Source organism: Streptomyces sp. NPDC032721 (genome assembly GCF_055579625.1).
In genome coordinates this window covers 255957-273177 of record NZ_JBVIMX010000007.1, presented here as the reverse complement: position 1 = coordinate 273177, position 17221 = coordinate 255957, and the positions used below count along the sequence as shown (strand labels likewise).

General features: G+C 71.2%; 17 protein-coding genes. 6 read left to right on the top strand and 11 right to left on the bottom strand.

Translation table 11 applies throughout. The annotated features are described in order from the left end of the window. Nucleotides 1-51: 51 nt before the first annotated feature. Nucleotides 52-1323, bottom strand: coding sequence for an FAD-dependent monooxygenase (locus ACZ5PB_RS17240; RefSeq protein WP_468691925.1), 1272 nt, complete (start codon nucleotides 1321-1323; stop codon nucleotides 52-54). Between the two features lie 187 nt (nucleotides 1324-1510). Next, entirely contained in the window at nucleotides 1511-2695 is a 1185-nt protein-coding gene (locus ACZ5PB_RS17235; RefSeq protein ID WP_468691923.1) for a thiolase C-terminal domain-containing protein, read from the bottom strand. 120 nt (nucleotides 2696-2815) lie between these two features. Between ACZ5PB_RS17235 and ACZ5PB_RS17230 the strand changes: the two genes are divergently transcribed. Beyond that, entirely contained in the window at nucleotides 2816-4015 is a 1200-nt protein-coding gene (locus ACZ5PB_RS17230; protein ID WP_468691922.1) for an acyl-CoA dehydrogenase family protein, read from the top strand. Continuing rightward, nucleotides 4015-4506, top strand: a complete 492-nt coding sequence (locus ACZ5PB_RS17225; RefSeq protein WP_468691920.1) for a nitroreductase family deazaflavin-dependent oxidoreductase — start codon at nucleotides 4015-4017, stop codon at nucleotides 4504-4506. Before ACZ5PB_RS17230 ends, ACZ5PB_RS17225 begins: the two co-directional genes overlap by 1 nt. A gap of 140 nt (nucleotides 4507-4646) precedes the next feature. On the opposite strand, the gene ACZ5PB_RS17220 is transcribed toward ACZ5PB_RS17225, so the two are convergent. Beyond that, nucleotides 4647-5294 (bottom strand): TetR family transcriptional regulator, encoded by a 648-nt coding sequence (locus ACZ5PB_RS17220; RefSeq protein WP_468691919.1) that lies wholly within the window; start codon nucleotides 5292-5294, stop codon nucleotides 4647-4649. A 264-nt stretch (nucleotides 5295-5558) separates the two neighbouring features. Here ACZ5PB_RS17220 and ACZ5PB_RS17215 point away from each other — a divergent pair, with 264 nt between their 5' ends. Both ACZ5PB_RS17215 and afsK read left to right on the top strand, forming a co-directional pair. Then, on the top strand, nucleotides 5559-6380 hold the full coding sequence (locus tag ACZ5PB_RS17215; protein ID WP_468691917.1) for a VOC family protein: 822 nt from the start codon (nucleotides 5559-5561) through the stop codon (nucleotides 6378-6380). Between the two features lie 111 nt (nucleotides 6381-6491). Beyond that, the gene (afsK, locus tag ACZ5PB_RS17210) at nucleotides 6492-8975 is read left to right on the top strand and encodes a protein serine/threonine kinase AfsK (RefSeq protein WP_468691915.1); all 2484 of its coding nucleotides are present in this window, start codon (nucleotides 6492-6494) and stop codon (nucleotides 8973-8975) included. A 223-nt stretch (nucleotides 8976-9198) separates the two neighbouring features. Here the strand turns inward: afsK and ACZ5PB_RS17205 are convergent, their stop codons facing one another. Then, complete coding sequence (locus ACZ5PB_RS17205) at nucleotides 9199-9861, bottom strand: hypothetical protein (RefSeq protein ID WP_468691913.1); 663 nt, start codon at nucleotides 9859-9861, stop codon at nucleotides 9199-9201. A 162-nt stretch (nucleotides 9862-10023) separates the two neighbouring features. On the opposite strand from ACZ5PB_RS17205, the gene ACZ5PB_RS17200 reads away from it, so the two are divergent. After that, entirely contained in the window at nucleotides 10024-10608 is a 585-nt protein-coding gene (locus ACZ5PB_RS17200; RefSeq protein ID WP_468691911.1) for a hypothetical protein, read from the top strand. A gap of 100 nt (nucleotides 10609-10708) precedes the next feature. Here the strand turns inward: ACZ5PB_RS17200 and ACZ5PB_RS17195 are convergent, their stop codons facing one another. From ACZ5PB_RS17195 to ACZ5PB_RS17175, 5 genes are all read right to left on the bottom strand, one after another. Then, on the bottom strand, nucleotides 10709-11068 hold the full coding sequence (locus tag ACZ5PB_RS17195; RefSeq protein ID WP_468691909.1) for a GntR family transcriptional regulator: 360 nt from the start codon (nucleotides 11066-11068) through the stop codon (nucleotides 10709-10711). A 2-nt stretch (nucleotides 11069-11070) separates the two neighbouring features. Continuing rightward, nucleotides 11071-12063: a DUF1648 domain-containing protein gene (locus ACZ5PB_RS17190; RefSeq protein ID WP_468691907.1), complete on the bottom strand. Its 993-nt coding sequence runs from the start codon at nucleotides 12061-12063 to the stop codon at nucleotides 11071-11073. A 94-nt stretch (nucleotides 12064-12157) separates the two neighbouring features. Then, nucleotides 12158-12967, bottom strand: coding sequence for an enoyl-CoA hydratase/isomerase family protein (locus tag ACZ5PB_RS17185; protein ID WP_468692116.1), 810 nt, complete (start codon nucleotides 12965-12967; stop codon nucleotides 12158-12160). An 8-nt stretch (nucleotides 12968-12975) separates the two neighbouring features. Beyond that, complete coding sequence (locus ACZ5PB_RS17180; RefSeq protein WP_468691906.1) at nucleotides 12976-13434, bottom strand: Zn-ribbon domain-containing OB-fold protein; 459 nt, start codon at nucleotides 13432-13434, stop codon at nucleotides 12976-12978. Nucleotides 13435-13440: 6 nt separating this feature from the next. Continuing rightward, complete coding sequence (locus ACZ5PB_RS17175) at nucleotides 13441-14589, bottom strand: lipid-transfer protein (protein ID WP_468691904.1); 1149 nt, start codon at nucleotides 14587-14589, stop codon at nucleotides 13441-13443. A 121-nt stretch (nucleotides 14590-14710) separates the two neighbouring features. Between ACZ5PB_RS17175 and ACZ5PB_RS17170 the strand changes: the two genes are divergently transcribed. Continuing rightward, on the top strand, nucleotides 14711-16381 hold the full coding sequence (locus tag ACZ5PB_RS17170) for a FadD3 family acyl-CoA ligase (RefSeq protein ID WP_468691903.1): 1671 nt from the start codon (nucleotides 14711-14713) through the stop codon (nucleotides 16379-16381). A gap of 13 nt (nucleotides 16382-16394) precedes the next feature. On the opposite strand, the gene ACZ5PB_RS17165 is transcribed toward ACZ5PB_RS17170, so the two are convergent. Both ACZ5PB_RS17165 and ACZ5PB_RS17160 read right to left on the bottom strand, forming a co-directional pair. Continuing rightward, entirely contained in the window at nucleotides 16395-16766 is a 372-nt protein-coding gene (locus tag ACZ5PB_RS17165) for a DUF6247 family protein (RefSeq protein WP_468691901.1), read from the bottom strand. 210 nt (nucleotides 16767-16976) lie between these two features. Then, nucleotides 16977-17123: a hypothetical protein gene (locus tag ACZ5PB_RS17160; protein WP_468691899.1), complete on the bottom strand. Its 147-nt coding sequence runs from the start codon at nucleotides 17121-17123 to the stop codon at nucleotides 16977-16979. Nucleotides 17124-17221 lie beyond the last annotated feature (98 nt).

The following is a 17221-nucleotide window of genomic DNA, read 5'->3' as shown; positions in this document are numbered from 1 at the left end:
GTGCCGTCAGGTCGCGTGCTGTCAGGCCGCGTGCCGTCAGATCGCGTGCCGTCAGGCCGCGCGGTGCCCGGCCGCCCCAGCCACCCGCCCGCCCGCGCAGTCCTTCGCGTACTCCTTGACCGGCACGATGTGCGCCATCTTCTGCACGTCCTCGGTGATCTTCTTCGCGATGAAGTTCCGCCACGGCATCTTCGGCAGCGAGCGCAGCATCAGCAGCCGCAGCCGGATCTTCCACTCGCTGTCCATCGTCATCTCGCCGACGAACTTCGACGCGAAGGCCTGTGTCTGCTCGACGCCCGGCCGCATGTGATCCTCGTACGCCGCGAAGGCCTTGGCGAAGTCGCCGTCCGCAGACGCGAGTTCACCGGCGAGGTGGTACGCGCCGAGCAGGGCGAGCCCGGTGCCCTGGCCCGAGGCGGGCGAGGCGCAGTGCGCCGCGTCGCCGAGCAGTACGACCCTGCCCTTCGACCAGCGGTCCATCTCGATCACGCCCATCGCGTCGAAGTAGAAGTCGTCGGCTGCCGAGGCGTTCGTCAGCAGCCTGGGGATCTCCCAACTCCGGTCATTGGCAAAGGTGGTGGTCAGGATGGCCTTCTGTGCGGCGGTGTCCCGGTGGTCGTAGGCCAGCTCGGGCGAGGCGAAGACGAACATGTTCTTCGCGGTGTCCTGCCCCCGCGAGCTGTACGCGCACACCAGCTTGTTGGGGAGTGCGTGGTACGCCTCGTGGCGGTCCAGCCCCAGGTCGTTCGGCGCGGTGAAGATCGAGATGTACGCGCCCAGGTGGCGCTTGAACCGCCGCTCGTCGCCGAAGACCAGGCGGCGGGTGTGCGAGTGCATCCCGTCCGCGCCGACCACCAGGTCGAAGCGGCGCGGCGCGGCCCGCTCGAAGGTGACCAGGACGCCGTCCGGGTCCTCGGTGAGCGAGGCGATCGAGTCGTCGAAGAGGTACTCGACGTCGTCGCGGGTCCGCTCGTACAGGATCCGGGCGAGGTCGCCGCGCAGGATCTCGTCGTCGTCCCCGGCGCGTCCGCCGAAGATCGCGGCCGGCATCTCGCCGACGGTCCTGTTGTTGCCGTCGACGTAGGAACCGGTCTGCATGTCCGTGGAGTTGGCGATGATCTCGTCCATGATGCCCATCCGCTTGCAGACCTCGATGGCCGTGCCGCGCAGGTCGACCTTGTACCCGCCGGACCGGAGTTCGGCGGCCCGCTCGACGACGGTGGCCTCGAATCCGTACCGGTGCAGCCACAGGGCGAGGGCGGGTCCGGCAATGCTCGCGCCGGAGATGAGGACGGTGCGGGCGGGGCGCGGGCTCTTCGTCATATCAAGCTCCTGAGGGCCGGGTCGGTGGCTGCGGCGCGGGAGCGCGCCGGCCGATGACTCGACTATACGAGTGTCTATGACGCTTGTCTATGACGGTTGTATAGATCCTTCGGTGTGAGCGTGACCCCCGCCCCGTCCCGCGTCACTCCGTCCCGCCTCACTCCCATTGCGCCTCGCCCGTCCCGTCTCACCCCCGCCCCAGCAGCACCGTCCCCGCCGAGCAGAACCACCCGCCCGTTCCCGACGCCACCGCCACCTCCGGCAGCCGCCCGCCCGCCTTGCGTACCTGCCCCTCGCCCGCCTCGCCCCTGAGCTGTCGTACCGCCTCCACCAGCAGGAACAGCCCGCGCATCCCGGGATGGCAGGCGGACAGGCCGCCCCCGTCGGTGTTCACCGGCAGCTCGCCGTCCCGCAGCAGCCGCCCCTTCTCCACGAACGCCCCGCCCTCCCCCTTCGCGCAGAAGCCCAGGTCCTCCAGCGTCACCAGGGTCATGTAGGTGAAGGCGTCGTAGATCTGCGCCACGTCCACATCGCTCGGCCCCAACCCAGCCTGCCGGTAAGCCAGTTGGCCGCTCACCGCAGCCGGGGACACCGTGAAGTCCTCCCACTCCGACATCGTGGTGTGCGACACCGAAGTGCCCGACCCCAGCACCCACACCGGCGCCTTCGCCGTGTCCGGTACGTACTCCTCGGCCACCAGCAGCACCGCGCACCCGCCGTCGCTGCGGATGCAGCAGTGCAGCTTGGTGAAGGGGTCCGCGATCATCGGCCCGTCGAGCACGTCCTCGACCGTGATCGGGTCGCGGAACATCGCGTCCGGATTGGTCGCCGCGTTCGCCCGCGCCTGCACCGCGACCGAGGCGAGCTGCTCCAGCGTCGTGCCGTACTCGTGCATGTGCCGACGCGCGGCCATCGCGTACTTGGCGACCAGTGTGTGCCCGTACGGAACCTCGAACTGCAGCGGTCCGCGCGAGCCGAAGGAGAGGTTCGACGTCCGGCGGCCCGCCTTGATGTCCGCACGGGCCGTCGACCCGTACACCAGCAGCACCGCATTCGCGTGACCTGCGGCGATGGCGTCCGCCGCATGGGAGGCCATCACCTCCCAGGTGGCGCCGCCCACCGAGGTGGAGTCCACCCAGCGGGGCCGCAGGCCCAGGTACTCGGCGACCTCGACCGGGGCGAGCGTGCCGAGCCCGGCCGAGGCGAACCCGTCGATCACGGACCGGTCGAGGCCGGAGTCGGCGAGCGCGCGGCGGGCGGCCTGCGCGTGCAGGGCGAAGGGGGTGGCGTCGTCCACCCGGCCGCAGTCGGAGAGGGCCACGCCCACGACGGCGACCTTGCGGCCCGGAAGGTTGCGCGGGGAAGCAGTCATGAATCTGACGGTACATCAGATATGGCTCACCAAAAGAGGCAAGTACGCACGTGGCTATGGGCTTTGAGTGAACCCGGCTCTAGCATGACGCCCCGTCAGATCAGGGGAGGAGCACACGAGATGGACGCCGCCTTCACCGCGGAACAGGACGAGATCCGCCGCACCCTGCACGAACTGCTCACCAAGCGCTGCGGCCCGGACGAGGTCAAGTCCGCCGCAGCGACCGCCGAGGGGTACGACCGCGAGCTCTGGCGGCAGCTCGCCGAGGAGCTGGGCCTGCCCGGACTCGCACTGCCCGCCGACTACGGGGGAGCGGGCGCCGACTCCGCGGACCTCGCACTGGCCTGCGAGGAGACCGGGCGGGCACTGCTGCCGTCCCCGTTGCTCGCCACCTCGGTGCTCGCCGCGCCGCTGATCCAGGCGCTGGGCACGGAAGGCCAGCGCGCCGCCCTGCTGCCCGGCATCGCCGCGGGCCGGGACTCCGCCACGCTCGCCGTCCCCGGCGGCGTACTGTCCCTGGCACTCGGCCTGACCGGCGACAACACCACCGGCGACTGGGCGGGCGGCGGGCGCTCCGGCGGCGTACAGGCACGGCGCACGGACGAGGGCTGGGCGCTGTACGGGCAGGCCGAGCAGGTGCTCGACGGGCACAGTGCCGATCTGCTCCTGGTCGCCGCGCACGCCGGCGGCTTCGCGCGCAGCCGGACCCTGCTCTTCGTCGTACGGGCGGCGGACGCGGCCTCCCTCTCGCGGGTGCGGCAGGTGTCGATGGACACGACCAGGCCGCAGGCGATCCTCCAATTCCGTGACGTAGCGGCGGAGTTGATCGGCGAAGAGCACGAGAACGAGGACGCGGACGTCGCGGGCGCGCTGGTCGCCGTCGGGCACCGTGCTGCCGCCGTACTGGCCGCCGAGGCCGTCGGGGCCGCCGACCGGGCGCTGGAGCGGACCGTCGAGTACGTGAAGGCGCGCGAGCAGTTCGGGCGGGCGATCGGCTCGTTCCAGGCGGTGAAGCACCGGCTGGCCGATGTGTACGTCCAGGTCGCGGCGGCCCGCTCGGCCGCCTACTACGCCGCCTGGGACCCGGCGGGCGGCGGAGCACTCGCCCTCGCCCAGGGGCTTGAGGCACTGCGCGCCGCCGCGTCCGAGGCGATCCAGCTGCACGGCGGGATCGGCGTCACCTGGGAGCATGACGCGCACCTGTACTTCAAGCGGGCTGCGGCCGACGAGCTGCTGTTCGGCCCGGCGCACCGGCTGCGCGGGCGCGCGGCCGACCTCGCGGGCATCTTCGGCGGCGACACAAGGGCGGAGGCCGTCTGATGGCCGCGACGACCGGCGCGAGCACCGGTGTGAAGCTGATGCGGAAGGTGTCCTCGACGCGTACGTTCGCGCGGATCGCCCCGCACCTCATCCCGGCCATGGACCGCACCGTGCACCGGCTCACCAAGGGAAAGGTGCTGCTCAGCGCCCGGATGCTGCCCGGCGTGGTCCTCACCGCGCGCGGCGCGAAGAGCGGTCGCCCCCGGGTGACGCCACTGGCCTGCATGCCGGAACCGGAGAAGGGCACCTGGATCCTGATCGGGTCCAACTTCGGCCGCCCCGGACACCCCTCCTGGACCGCGAACCTGCTCGCCCACCCCGAGGCCAGCATCAACTGGCAGGGCCGCGACATCCCGGTACGGGCCCGGCTGCTGGCGGGGGAGGAGCGCGCGCGGTCGTGGCGCGAGGTGCTCGGCTTCTGGCCGCCGTACGCCACGTACCAGCAGCGCATCGAGCGCGAGATCCGGCTCTTCCGCATCGAACGGCGCTGACCTGGATACGCCGATGGCGGACCACATGCGTGATCCGCCATCGAGTGACAGGACTTGGTGGGGTTCGTCCGGTACGGGTACGTGCGTGAACGTGCGTGTACCTGCGTGTGCTTTTGTACGGGTACCTGTGGCGGTCGCCGCTACTTCGCGGGCTTCTTCCCGGTGATGCCCAGGTAGACCAACTGCGCCAGGTTCGGGCGCAGTTCGGCCTGCTTGACGCCCCAGGTGGTGAAGCCCTTCTGGTGCGAGGCCACGGCCGCGAGCATCGCGACCAGCGAGCCTGCCATCGCCGCCGGACTGATGTCCTTGTCGACCTTGCCCTTCGCCTGGAGCTCCTTCACGGAATCCGTAAGGGAGTTGGTGACGGAGTTCAGGATCTTCATGCGGATCTTGTAGAACCGCTTGTCGCCCTCGGCAGCACCGAGGTCGACGACCCGCAGGATCGCGTCGTTCTTCCGCCAGAAGTCGAGGAAACCGTCCACGAGTTCCTCGGCGGTCTGCCAGCCGGCCTTGCCGACCCAGGAACGACCGGCGACCAGATCGGTCAACCCGGCGCCCTCCTTTGCCATTTCCTCCGCGATTTCAAGGACGGCGCCCTCTACGTCGGGGAAGTACTGGTAGAAGGTCGCGGGCGAAGTCCCGGCCTTTCGGGCCACATCGATGACTTTGACGTCCCGGTAGGGGGACGAGCTGAGCATTTCACTGAGGCAGTCGAGCAGCTTCTGCCGCGTCGCCTGGCCGCGTCGACCGGCCACGCGGCCGTCGACGGTGCGTACTTGTCCTGTCATGCCGTCAGCTTACCGAGGGGTGATCGGAGCGCGATTCGGCGAGTGCAAATGGGTTTCCGGCCAGAGTTGTCGTTGCGTTCGGCCGGTTGTGAGTGGTGCGTGGGGATATGGGGTGCCGTCCGGGCCGCTTGTGGGGTCCGTACCGGATGGCGGTATGTGACGGGGCGTTCCCCGGCATCCCCCAATAGTGTTATCAACAGCCTGTGGACAACATCGGTGGATATCTCCGAGCAGGGATGTCCGTGAGCGGGAAGGATTCGGTCCATGACCGCATTCGCAGAAGGCGTGCCCTGCTGGATCGACGCGTCGCTCCCCGATGTCGAGGCGGGCAAGCGCTTCTACGGCGGGCTCTTCGGCTGGACCTTCGACGACCCGGCCGACAAGGAGTACGGCTATTACACGCAGGCGTACGCGGGCGAGGGCGAGGACCGGAAGAACGTCGCGGCCCTGGCCCCCAAGGCCGACGGCCGGATGCCCACCGTCTGGGGCGTCTACCTCGCCACCCCGGACGCGGCCTCCGTCGTCGCCCGGGCCAGGAAGGCCGGCGGGCAGATCGTGATGGACGCGATGGCGGTCGGCCCGTTCGGCACCGTGGCGCAGATCGCCGACCCCGGCGGCGCCGTCTTCGGCGTCTGGCAGGGCGGTACGCACCAGGGCTTCGAGCTGACCATGGCGCCCGGCTCGTTCTGCTGGACCGAGGTCTTCGTGCGCGATGCCGACAAGGACCGGGTCGACGCCTTCTACCAGGACGTCTTCGGCTACGCCACGCACGACCTGGCCGACGAGGCCGGGGTGGACTTCCGGGTCTGGTCGCCCGCCGGGACCGAGCCGGGGGAGGCCACCGCGATCGCCGGGCGGAGCGTCATCTCGGCGGACTTCCCGGTCGAGCTGCCCGCGCACTTCCTCTCGTACTTCCTGGTCGAGGACTGCGACGAGACGGCGGCGACGGCCAAGCGGCTCGGTGGGCGGATCAACCAGCCGCCCTTCGACACCCCCTTCGGGCGGATGGCGGTGCTGGTCGACGACCAGGGCGCGGTCTTCGCGGTGCTCGCGGAACCGAAGCCGTCGACGCCATCGAAGCCGTAAATCAAGCAAAAGGAGTGAATTGGGGGGAAACACTCCATTCCGGCCCGGGTTAGCCACCACGCCTGGAGACAGGAAGAATCAGGGGAGCGCACCGCTGGGGGTGCCCAGCGGATGAGACGCTGCACAGGGCTGTGCGTTGCGGCCGGTGCACGGGGAGGTGGCAGGCAAGTGGAGCAGCTGACGCAGCACGATCCGCGACGGATCGGCCCGTTCGAGGTCCTGGGGCGGCTCGGAGCCGGCGGGATGGGGCTCGTCTATCTGGCGCGGTCCGCGTCCGGGCGCCGGGTGGCGATCAAGACCGTACGTACGGAGCTCGCCGAGGACCAGCTGTTCCGGGTCCGCTTCACGCGGGAGGTCGAGGCGGCCCGCGCGGTCTCCGGCTTCTACACGGCGGCGGTCGTCGACGCCGACCCGCGCGCGGCGGTGCCCTGGCTGGCGACGGCGTACGTACCCGCCCCCTCGCTCGAAGAAATAGTGAACGAGTGCGGGCCGATGCCCGCGAACGCCGTGCGCTGGCTGGCCGCGGGCATCGCCGAGGCCCTCCAGTCCATCCACGGCGCGGGCCTGGTCCACCGCGACCTCAAGCCCTCCAACGTCCTGGTCGTCGAGGACGGACCGCGCGTCATCGACTTCGGCATCGCCTCAGGCGTCTCCAACACCCGCCTGACCATGACGAACGTCGCCGTGGGCACCCCCGCCTACATGTCGCCCGAGCAGGCGCGGGACTCCCGCAGCGTCACCGGCGCGAGCGACATCTTCTCGCTCGGCTCCACCCTCGTCTTCGCCGCCACCGGGCACGCGCCCTTCCACGGGGCGAACCCGGTCGAGACCGTCTTCATGCTGCTGCGCGAAGGCCCCGACCTGGAAGGACTGCCGGACGAGCTCCGCCCGCTGATCGACTCCTGCATGGGCATGGAGGCCGCGCTGCGGCCCAGCCCCGCCGACCTCCAGGCACAGCTCGCCCCGCACCTCTTCTCCTCCGGCAGCGACGACAGCGGTACGGCGTCGGCCTGGCTGACCGCCCGCGCGAACGCGATGATCGAGGAGCGCAGGGGCGGCGGACGCGCCCCCGCCCCCGCTCCCGTACAGCCCAGGCGGAACCCCACGCCGCCGCCGCGCCCGCCGCACAGCCCGCCGCCCTATCCGCCGCCGCGCGGTTGCGAGTGGGCCACGGACCCGCGCACCGGGCACGCCTCGCCGCACTCGCCGCCCCCGCCGTCGTACGCGGACGGGCCGGTACGGCTGGCCGGGGCACAGGTGCCGATCGGGCCCGGGCCCCGGGTGGCCGACGGACAGGGCGCGGCGGCAGCCGCCGCCGTCGCCGAGGCGGCGGGCCCCGCCACCGGGTGGGTGCGCCCGCCCGCCGGGGTGACCGGCGGCCTGAACGGCGTACCGGGGCAGCCACCCGCCCACGGCGGCGCCCCCGCGGCACCGCCCGTGCCGCCCGAAGGGCCCGCACCGGCCGGCTGGCGGCCCTGGCGGTTCCGGATGTCGAACGACGTGTGGGGCACCCCGGCAGTCGCCGGCGACCTCGTCTACGTCACCTCCTTCGAGGTGCACGCGCTGGACGTGGGCTCCGGCCGCCGCCAGTTCAAGACGCGGGACGTGGCGTGGGCGATGGCGGTCTCCGGCGGCCGTATCCACGCCTCCGACGGGCCGACGCTGTACGCCCTGGACGCGACCGACGGCGCCGAGCGCTGGCGGCTCCAGACCGACGCCTGGGTGTACTCGCTCAAAGCGGCCCGCGGCACCGTCGTCACCGGCACGCGCGGCGGCGGCGTACAGGCCTGGGAGGCCTCCAACGGGCAGAAGCTGTGGGAACTCACCGGCGCCCAGACCGACTTCGAGACCCCCGAGGCCGGGCCCGACGTCCACGAGGACACCGTCTACGTCTGGCAGGACGCCCGGTTGCGGGCGCTGGACGCACGCTCCGGCATCGAGCGCTGGTCGTACCCGATCGGGGACGCGGCCTCCTGCGGGGGAGTCCCGGTCAGGGTGACCCCCGCCGAGGACGGCTACGTGTACATCTCAGCCGGAACCCGGGTCCTCGCCGTCGACCGGGGCTCGGGCCACGTCCGCTGGCACTTCGAGGCCCCCGCGGTCTTCCTCTCCGCCCCCGCCTTCGCCCCGGGCCCCGCCGTCACCGGCGGCGGCGTCTACCTCGCCGACTACCTCGGCACGGTCTACGCCCTCGACGCCTCCAACGGCAAGGACCGCTGGCGCATCGCCACCGAGTCGCGGCAGTCCATCGAACCCGTCCTGGTGGCCGCCGGACACGTCCACGTGGGCAGCGGCAGCGCGCTCTACACCCTCGACGCGGTCACCGGCACCCCCAAGTGGCGGTTCGCGGCGGGCGGCGAGGTGGTCGGCGCCCCCGTGGTCGCGGACGGCCGCGTCCACTTCGGCTCCGCGGACCACTGCCTCTACACCGTCGACGCGGCGGGCGGCCAGCTCCGCTGGAAGCTCAAGACGGGCGGCGAGATCACGGGATCGCCGGTCGCGGAGGCGGGCATCGTGTACGCGTGCAGCAAGGACCGGTGCGTGTACGCACTGGACGCGGTAAAGGGCACGGCGACGGGCCGCACGGCCAGGTAACCGAAACGCGGGCCGGTCTCGCGCCTGCGGCGGGCGATGCCCCACCCCGCCCCTTCACCTAAACCGCTCCGCGGGGCCAGGGGGTCCTTACGCGCGGGCCGGTGGGTGGTTGCTCGCGCAGTTCCCCGCGCCCCTAGGTGCCTAGGGGCGCGGGGAACTGCGCGGCCAGCCACGAACAACCCGCACCTTGACCACCGGCCGTGGCCGGGCCCGCCACCTGCGGCTACGGGTACTTGTCCGGGCCGGGGCGGTCCAGCGTCGGGGCCCGGCCCGGCGGCTCACCCGAGTTCGGCGGCAGGTCCGGTTCCGGGGTGTACGGCGTGCCTCCGGCATCCGAGGCGTACGGAGCCCGCGCTTCCGAGGCGTACGGAGCCTGCTCTTCCGGTGCGTACGGGGCGGCCTGTGCCTCCGGTGCGTACGGAGCGGCCTGCGCTTCCGGCGTGTACGGCGCCTGCCGTTCGGCCCGGCGCGTGCGGCGGCGGCCCCTCATCACCGCCGCCCCCACCAGCATCAGCACCCCACCCCCCAGCGCATTCGCGACACCCTGGCCCAGCCCGGACCCGTCCGCGTTGATCGCCAACCCGCTTCCCGCCTGCCCCTGCCGCACCATCCAGAACACCGTGAAGCCGAGCGCCACCAGCCCCGCCACCCCCACCACGAGCCGCGAGCGCAGCAGCACCCCCACCACCGCCACCAGGGCCGCGAAACCCAACGGCAGCAGCAGGGAACCGGCGAGCTCCGCCTTGACGTCTGTGATCCCGTCGAAGAGATCCCCGATGCGGTAGTCGCGTCCACGGCGGCCGTCGTACCAGGCTTGGAACGGGCTCCACACAGCGGCCGTCGCCCCGATGAGGGCGAGGGCCGAACCCAGGGCATTCCTGATCATCTCGGGCTCCTCACACGAGGCACTCGGACCTTCGACGCTACGCCCGGGGTTCGGGTCACGCCATGTGGCGGGCGCTGCTAGGGTGACATGCACTCGTCCTTACGGGATCTTTATTCCTGCCGGAATGTCCCAAATCGCAACAAACCAACGGGGGTTGGAAGCATGAAGCTCCGCCATGTCCGCGCAGTGGCAGTCTTCGGTATCGCAGTGGTCGCCCTCACCGGCGCCCGTGGCTCGCACGGCGGCAGCTGCAGCGGTTCCAGTGGTTCCAGTGGCTCCAGCAGTTCGAGCTCCAGCTCCAGCGGTGGCAGCGACAGCTCCTCCGGCTCCACCACCGGCGACTCCTCGTCCAGCGGCGGCTTCAGCTCCTCCAGCACCAGCGGTGGTACGGACAGCGCCAGCTCCAGCTCGTCCGGCGGCTCCACCACGGGCTCCGTCCCCGGCGTCGGCGGCAGCAGCAACGCCTCCCGCGACCTGCGCATCGCCGACTGCAAGTACGACCCGTCGCGCGGTCTGACGACCCGCATCACCGCCACCAACAGCAGCTCCTCGGAGACCTACACCTACCGCTTCACGGTGAAGTTCACGAACAGCGGCTCCACCGTCGGCACCCGCAGCGGCAGCATCCTGTTCGTCGCCCCGGGCCAGACCGAGTCCCGCGACTTCGCCACCCCGTACGTGAAGAAGTCGACCGAGAGCCTGATCGGCCGCTGCGAGGTCAAGAACGTGACCCGCACCAGCTCCTGACCGAGGAGTAGCGGGAAGTCGTACGACGAGGGCCCCGGTTCGCGGCAACCACTTGCGCGCGAACCGGGGCCCTCGTCGTACGTACACGCTCCGCAGCCGCTCAGCCCGCCAGGTTCGCCCGTACCAGCGCCAGCAGGTCCTCCTCCGGCATGCCCAACTTTCTTGCCTCCTCCACCAGTTCGCCGATCCGCTCCAGCAGGCGGGCCCGTCCCGGGGAGACCGGGGCGTCGACCACCACGGCTCCCCGGCCCCGGCGCAGTTCGATCAGGCCCTCCTCGCGGAGGCGCTGGTAGCCGCGCAGCACCGTGTGGACGTTGATGCCGAGGGAGTCGGCGAGCATACGGGCGGCAGGGAGGCGTTCGCCCGGCTCGACCGTGCCGTCGGCGATCGCGCCGCGTACCGAGGAGGCGATCTGGTCGCCGAGCGGGACGGACGAGGCGGTGTCCAGTTTGAACAGCATGGTCAGCGGCTTTCTCGGGTCTCGCGGCGTTCGATGAGGGTGGCGAGCAGGGCGGCGCCCGTCGCGGAGTCGCCCACGGTGACCGCGAACTCCCGGCCGTTCGCGCGCCGGACGACGATCGCCTCGCCGGAGCGCACGATGAGCCCCGTGCGATTGTGCCTGATGCGGTAGCCCCAGCCGCCGTAGTCCGCGACCGGGTGGATGTCGCGGGTGGCCACGGCCGTCATCCCCTTGAGCGGGATGCGCAGGGCGGGCCGGTGCAGCAGCGCCGGTGCGACCGTGAGCCCGCGCCGGTCCACGACCACGTGCGTGGAGGCGAAGAGCAGGAGCAGGGCGCCCAGCGCGAGGAACAGCGCGGCGACGAGCCAGTTGCCCAGGATTCCGTACGTGATGCCGGCGACGGCGGGTGCCGCCGCCGTCGCCAGGGCGACGCCCGAGGTCAGACGCTGCGACCAGCTGGCCACTTCCCCGTCCGCCAGGTCGATGCGACCGGCCCGCGTCACGCGCTCGGCGGGGGTTTCGGGCTCCGGGAACGTACCGCCGAGCAGCAGCCCCACCACCGCCGCGACCAGCGCGAGGAGCGCCGCCACCGCCAGGTGCCAGAGCGGGAAGCGTGCCTCGCCGCCCTCGGTCACTCCCCGCTGGACGAGCGTGGTCGTGGTGAGCAGATAGCCGAGGAAGGCCGCCAGGGCCCAGCACCCGGCCAGTGCGCCCCGGATGCCCCGGACGCTCCACGCGCCCGGATTCCCCTTGAGGGTGACGATGGCGGCGAGTGCGCCGAGCAGTGCGAAGAGCGCCGTGCCGACGAGGACCGCCACCGGAACGGAAAGGTGGCTGACCGGCTTGCCCGTGATGTCGAAACGGCTGGCCAGGTAGTCGGGGAGCTGCCCCCGGGAGACGAGGAAGGCGGTGAGATGGGCCAAAAGGGCGAGTGCGAACGGGGCGGTGCTCAGCGCGACGAGACGCAGGCGCCCCCGAGTCATGTGCAGGGTCATGGCTTACCTCCAGTTGTTTGCATACTACTAGAACAACTGGAGGTGTGGGGAGAGTTGTTCCTATGCGGTGCGAACAACTTCCGTGCGAACAACTTCAGGTGCGATCGGCATCCGTGCCGCCCGCCTTCGTGCGATCGGCCCGCTCCCGTCTCCCGAACAGCTCCGCCTGCCGCTCCGCAGGCAGGTTCCCCAGTGCGATCAGCTGCGGCGCCCGCGCGAACGCCTGCGCCATCGCCGCCTCCTTCGTCGCCCACGCCGCCCGCACCGTCCCCTGTACGGCCTCGGTCGGATTCCCGGCGATGATCTCGGCCGAGCGCAGTGCGGCAGCCAACTCCTCGCCGTCCGGGGCCAGTTCCGATACGAGACCGATCTCGTACGCCCGTCGCGCCGGCATCCGTTCCGCCGTGCCGAGCAGTGCCATCCGGGCGATCTCCCCGTACGGCATCCGCTGGGCGAGCAGCGCCGTCTCGTAGGCGCTGACCATGCCGTAGGTGGTGTGCGGGTCGAAGAAGGTGGCGCTCTCGCCCGCCACCACGAACTCCGATTCGCCCAGTAGATAGATCGCTCCACCGCACGCCATTCCGCGTACCGCCGCGATCACCGGCTTCCAGAGGTCGTTGGCCTTCGGGCCGACGGTGAGGAGCGGATCGTCGACGGAGTACGGGGAGGAGGGCTGCGGGACGTCCACGGAGCGGTCGATGCCGGTGCAGAAGGCACGGTCGCCCGCCCCGGTCAGGACCACCGCCCTGACGGTGTCGTCGTACCTGAACTCCCGCCAGATGGAGGTGAGTTCGGCGGCGGTGTCCAGGTCGATGGCGTTGAGCTTCGCGGGGCGGTCGAGGGTGACGACCGCGACACCGGACTCCTTGTCCCGCTCGACGCGTACGTTCGCGGGCCCTTTCATCGATCCGCTCACGGCCGCTCCAGCAGCCACCGTGGCACCGTCGTCCCGTCCGGCAGCTCGGAGAAGGCCACCTGCACCTTCGCCCCGATCCGCAGCCGCTCCGGGGCCACCGAGCCCAGCGCGGAGTCCGGGGTCGCCACCACGTTCCCCACCAGCCGGATGCGCGGGGCGTCCGCCAGCTCCACGATCACCGCGTTGTACGGGGCCTGGGCGGCGTACGCGGGCAGCAGTGGCGGGTGGGGGACCACGTACGACCAGATCGTGCCCCGGCCGCACATCAGCCGCCACTCGCTCGCGAACGAATGGCAGTGCGGGCAGCACGGGCGGGGCGGGAAGCGGAGTTCGCCGCAGTCCGCGCAGGACTGGACGCGGAGCTCGTGGCGGGCGGCGTACTCCCAGAAGGGGGCGCCGTCGTCGTCCTGAACGGGCATCAGCAGGCCGTCGGGCGTGGTTCCTGTCTCCGGCATTCTGGGTCAACTCCTGAGCAGCAGCGCGGAAGTGGGGACGCCCTCGCCCGCCGTGACCAGGCAGGTGGCGGCGTCGGGGACCTGGGCGGTGCTGGTGCCGCGCAGTTGCTTCACGCCCTCGTTGATGAGGTTGAAGCCGTGTACGTAGCCCTCGCTGAGTCCGCCGCCGCCGGTGTTGATCGGCAGCCGGCCGCCGCTCTCCAGGGCGCCGCCCTCGGTGAACGCGGCGCCCTCGCCGCGCCCGCAGAAGCCGTACCCCTCAAGGGAGAGCGGGATGAGCGGGGTGAAAGCGTCGTAGATCTGCGCCACGTCGACGTCCTCGGGGCCGAAGTCGGCCTGTTTCCAGAGGTGTCGGGCGGCGGTCCAGGCGGGGCCGGTGAGCGGGTCGTCGTTCCAGTAGTTGACCATGCCGTGGTGCTGCGCGGGCAGCCCCTGGGCGGCCGAGTGCACGTACACCGGCTTCCGCCGGCAGTCGCGGGCGCGCTCCGCGCTGACGATCACGCACGCCAACGCCCCATCCGTCTCAAGGCAGTTGTCGAAGAGACAGAGCGGCTCGCTGATCCAGCGCGAGGTCATATACATGTCGCGGGTCAGCGGGCGTTCGTACATCATCGCGGCCGGGTTCTGGTTCGCCCGGTTGCGGCAGGCGAGGGCCACGTTGAAGAGGTGGTCGCGGGTGGCGCCGTACTCGTGCATGTAGCGGCGGGCCAGCATGCCGATCTCGTCGGCCGGACGCAGCAGTCCGAAGGGGCGGGTCCACTGGGCGGGGGTGGGGAGCTGAACAGCCGTGTTCCGCCAGGGCCTCGGCCCGCTTCCGCGTTTCCTGGAACGCCACGCGACGCCGACGCTCGCCTGTCCCGTCGCGATGGCGGAGGCGAGGTGCGCGACGGTGGCGCACGAACCGCCGCCGCCGAAGCCCACCTTGGAGAAGAAGGTGAGATCCCCGGTCCCGACCGCCTTGGCGACCTCGACCTCGTCCGTCTCCTCCATCGTGTACGAGGCGAAGCCGTCCACCTCGGACGGATCGATCCCCGCGTCGTCGAGCGCGGCGAGAATGGCCCGACAGGCCAACTCCTTTTCACTCTCTGCGAGTTTCTTGGCGAAGGCGGTCTGCCCGATCCCGACTATCGCAGTCGCGTCCTTGAGTCCCGGCATGCTTCCGTGCCACCTCCGCGAGCTGATCCCTCACTGCTGACAGCGCGTCAGGCTACAGCTAATCTGACGGTTAGTCAGCTAGCGGTAACGCGGCAGGAAAACGTGGCAGGGAGTGCTTGCGATGCGAAGTGCGAACCAGACACGCCGGATGCACCAGTTGCGGTGGAACACCATCCCGGAGCTGGTCCAGCAGGCTGCGGCGGGTCACGGCGACAGCGAGGCGGTGGTCGATGGCCGCACCCGCGTCTCGTACGCGGAACTGGGCGAGCGCGTCGACCGGGCGGCGGCGGCCTGTCTGTCGCGCGGGGTCCAGCGCGGCGACCGGGTCGCCATCTGGGCCCCCAACACCCTCGACTGGATCGTCTCGGCGCTCGGCGCGGTCACGGCGGGCGCGGTGCTGGTGCCCCTCAACACCCGCTTCAAGGGCACGGAGGCCGCGTACGTCTGCCGCAGGTCCGGTGCGAAGCTGCTCTTCGTCACCGGCACCTTCCTCGGCACGTCGTACGTCGCGTCCCTGCGCCGAGCGGCCGCCGAAGGCCCGGGGAAGGGGCCGCTGCCCGGCCTCCCCGACCTTGAGGACGTGGTGGTCCTGGCCGACGACGCGGCCCCGGACACCTTCCTGACCTGGAAGGACTTCCTCGCGGGCGGCGAATCGGTCAGCACCGGTACGGTCCGTGCCCGAGCCGCCGAGATCAGCCCGGCTGACCCCTCGGACATCATCTACACCTCGGGCACCACCGGCAGCCCCAAGGGCGCGGTGATCACCCACGAGCAGACCCTGCGCGCCTACGACTGCTGGGCCGACCTGGCGGGCCTCCGCGAAGGCGACCGCTACCTGATCGTCAACCCGTTCTTCCACACCTTCGGCTACAAGGCCGGGATCATCGCGAGCCTCACGCGCGGCGCGACGATGATCCCCCAGCCCGTCTTCAACGTGGACACCGTCCTCGCCAACATCGCCGCCGAGCGCATCTCCGTACTCCCCGGCCCCCCGACCCTCCACCAGTCCCTCCTGGACCACCCCTCCCGTGGACACCACGACCTGACCGCCCTGCGCCTGGTGGTCACGGGCGCCGCGGTCGTCCCCCTCCAACTCGTCGAGCGCCTGCGCACCGAACTCCACATCGCCACGGTCCTCACCGCGTACGGCCTCTCGGAAGCCTCCGGCTTCGTCTCCATGTGCCGCCGGGGCGACGCCCCCGAGACCATCGCGCAGACCTCGGGCCGCGCCATCCCGGAAACGGAGATCCGCGTGGAGTCCCCCGACGGCACCCCGGCCCCGCCCGGCACCCCGGGCGAGGTCCTGGTCCGGGGCTTCCACGTCATGCAGGGCTACTACGAGGACCCGGCCGCCACCGCCGCCACCATGACCCCGGACGGCTGGCTCCGCACGGGCGACGTGGGCGTCCTGGACACGGAGGGCAACCTCCGCATCACCGACCGGATCAAGGACATGTTCATCGTCGGCGGCTTCAACGCGTACCCCGCCGAAATCGAGCAACTCCTGGGCCTGCACCCGGAAATAGCCGACGTAGCAGTCATCGGCATCCCGGACCCCCGCCTGGGCGAGGTGGGCAAGGCGTACATCGTCCGCAGGGCCGGATCCCTCACCGCGGACGACGTCATCGCGTGGTCCCGCCGCGAAATGGCGAACTACAAGGTCCCGAGAGAGGTCGCCTTCGTGACGGAACTGCCGAGGAACGCGAGCGGGAAGGTGGTGAAGGGGGAGCTGCGGGGGAGGGAGCAGGAGAGAAATGGGACAGGGGCCGGGGCCGGGAACGGGACCGGCTGAGCCCGCCCACGACTCAGCGCAGGTCCAGCGCCGCCCAGGCGGCCGCCCTCAGGTCCCGGATCTCCTCCATCGCCGTGCGCCACGCCGGGTCGCCCTGCCGTACGGAGCGAGCCGTGTGCTCCGCCTCGCGCAGGCGTTCCGCCGAGGCGGGTATACGGGCTATCTCCACCGTGACCGCCCAGAGCTCCAGGAACCGGGTCAGCGGGGCGAGGCTCCCCGTCCGCGCCGCGAGCGACAGGGCCTCCTCCATCTGGCGCTCCATCTCCGGTAGCTGCTGCGGAGCGAGCCTGGCGACCGCCGCCCGCAGACCGGCGGTACTGCGGTCGGGGCGGGGGAGGAGCGGGGCGGTGGGGGCGGCGGCGGAGTGGTGGTGCGCGGCGGTCATTCCGGTCCTTCCGGTTCCTGCTGTCTCGTACGGGAGGAGGGCGGAACGGTCGCGCGGGTTGCGCCGAACCCATAGGTGTATGTGACACGTGTACGCAGCAGGTGCGGGCGGTGTGCCCCTGCCCGGAAAACACGACGGCCGCGACGGCTCCCCCTCCGCGCCGCCGCGGCCGTTCCCCGTGCCCCCGTGTCCCCCGTGCGGTGGTGCGGTCTACTTGGCCGGCTCCGAGGTGTTGTGGACGTCGCCCTGGGTCTTGGCCGGCTCCGAGGTGTTGTGGACGTCCTTGGCCTCGATCGGCTCCGAGGTGTTGTGGACGTCGCCCTGCGTCGTGGCGTCGGGCTTCTTGGCGTCGCTCATGGGATCTCCTGAACCTGAAAATGGGTGTGCGAGCGGATGGTGGCGCTACCGACCGTCTGCCCCCCGACGCGACGGATGCGGCAAGAACGACGATGCGG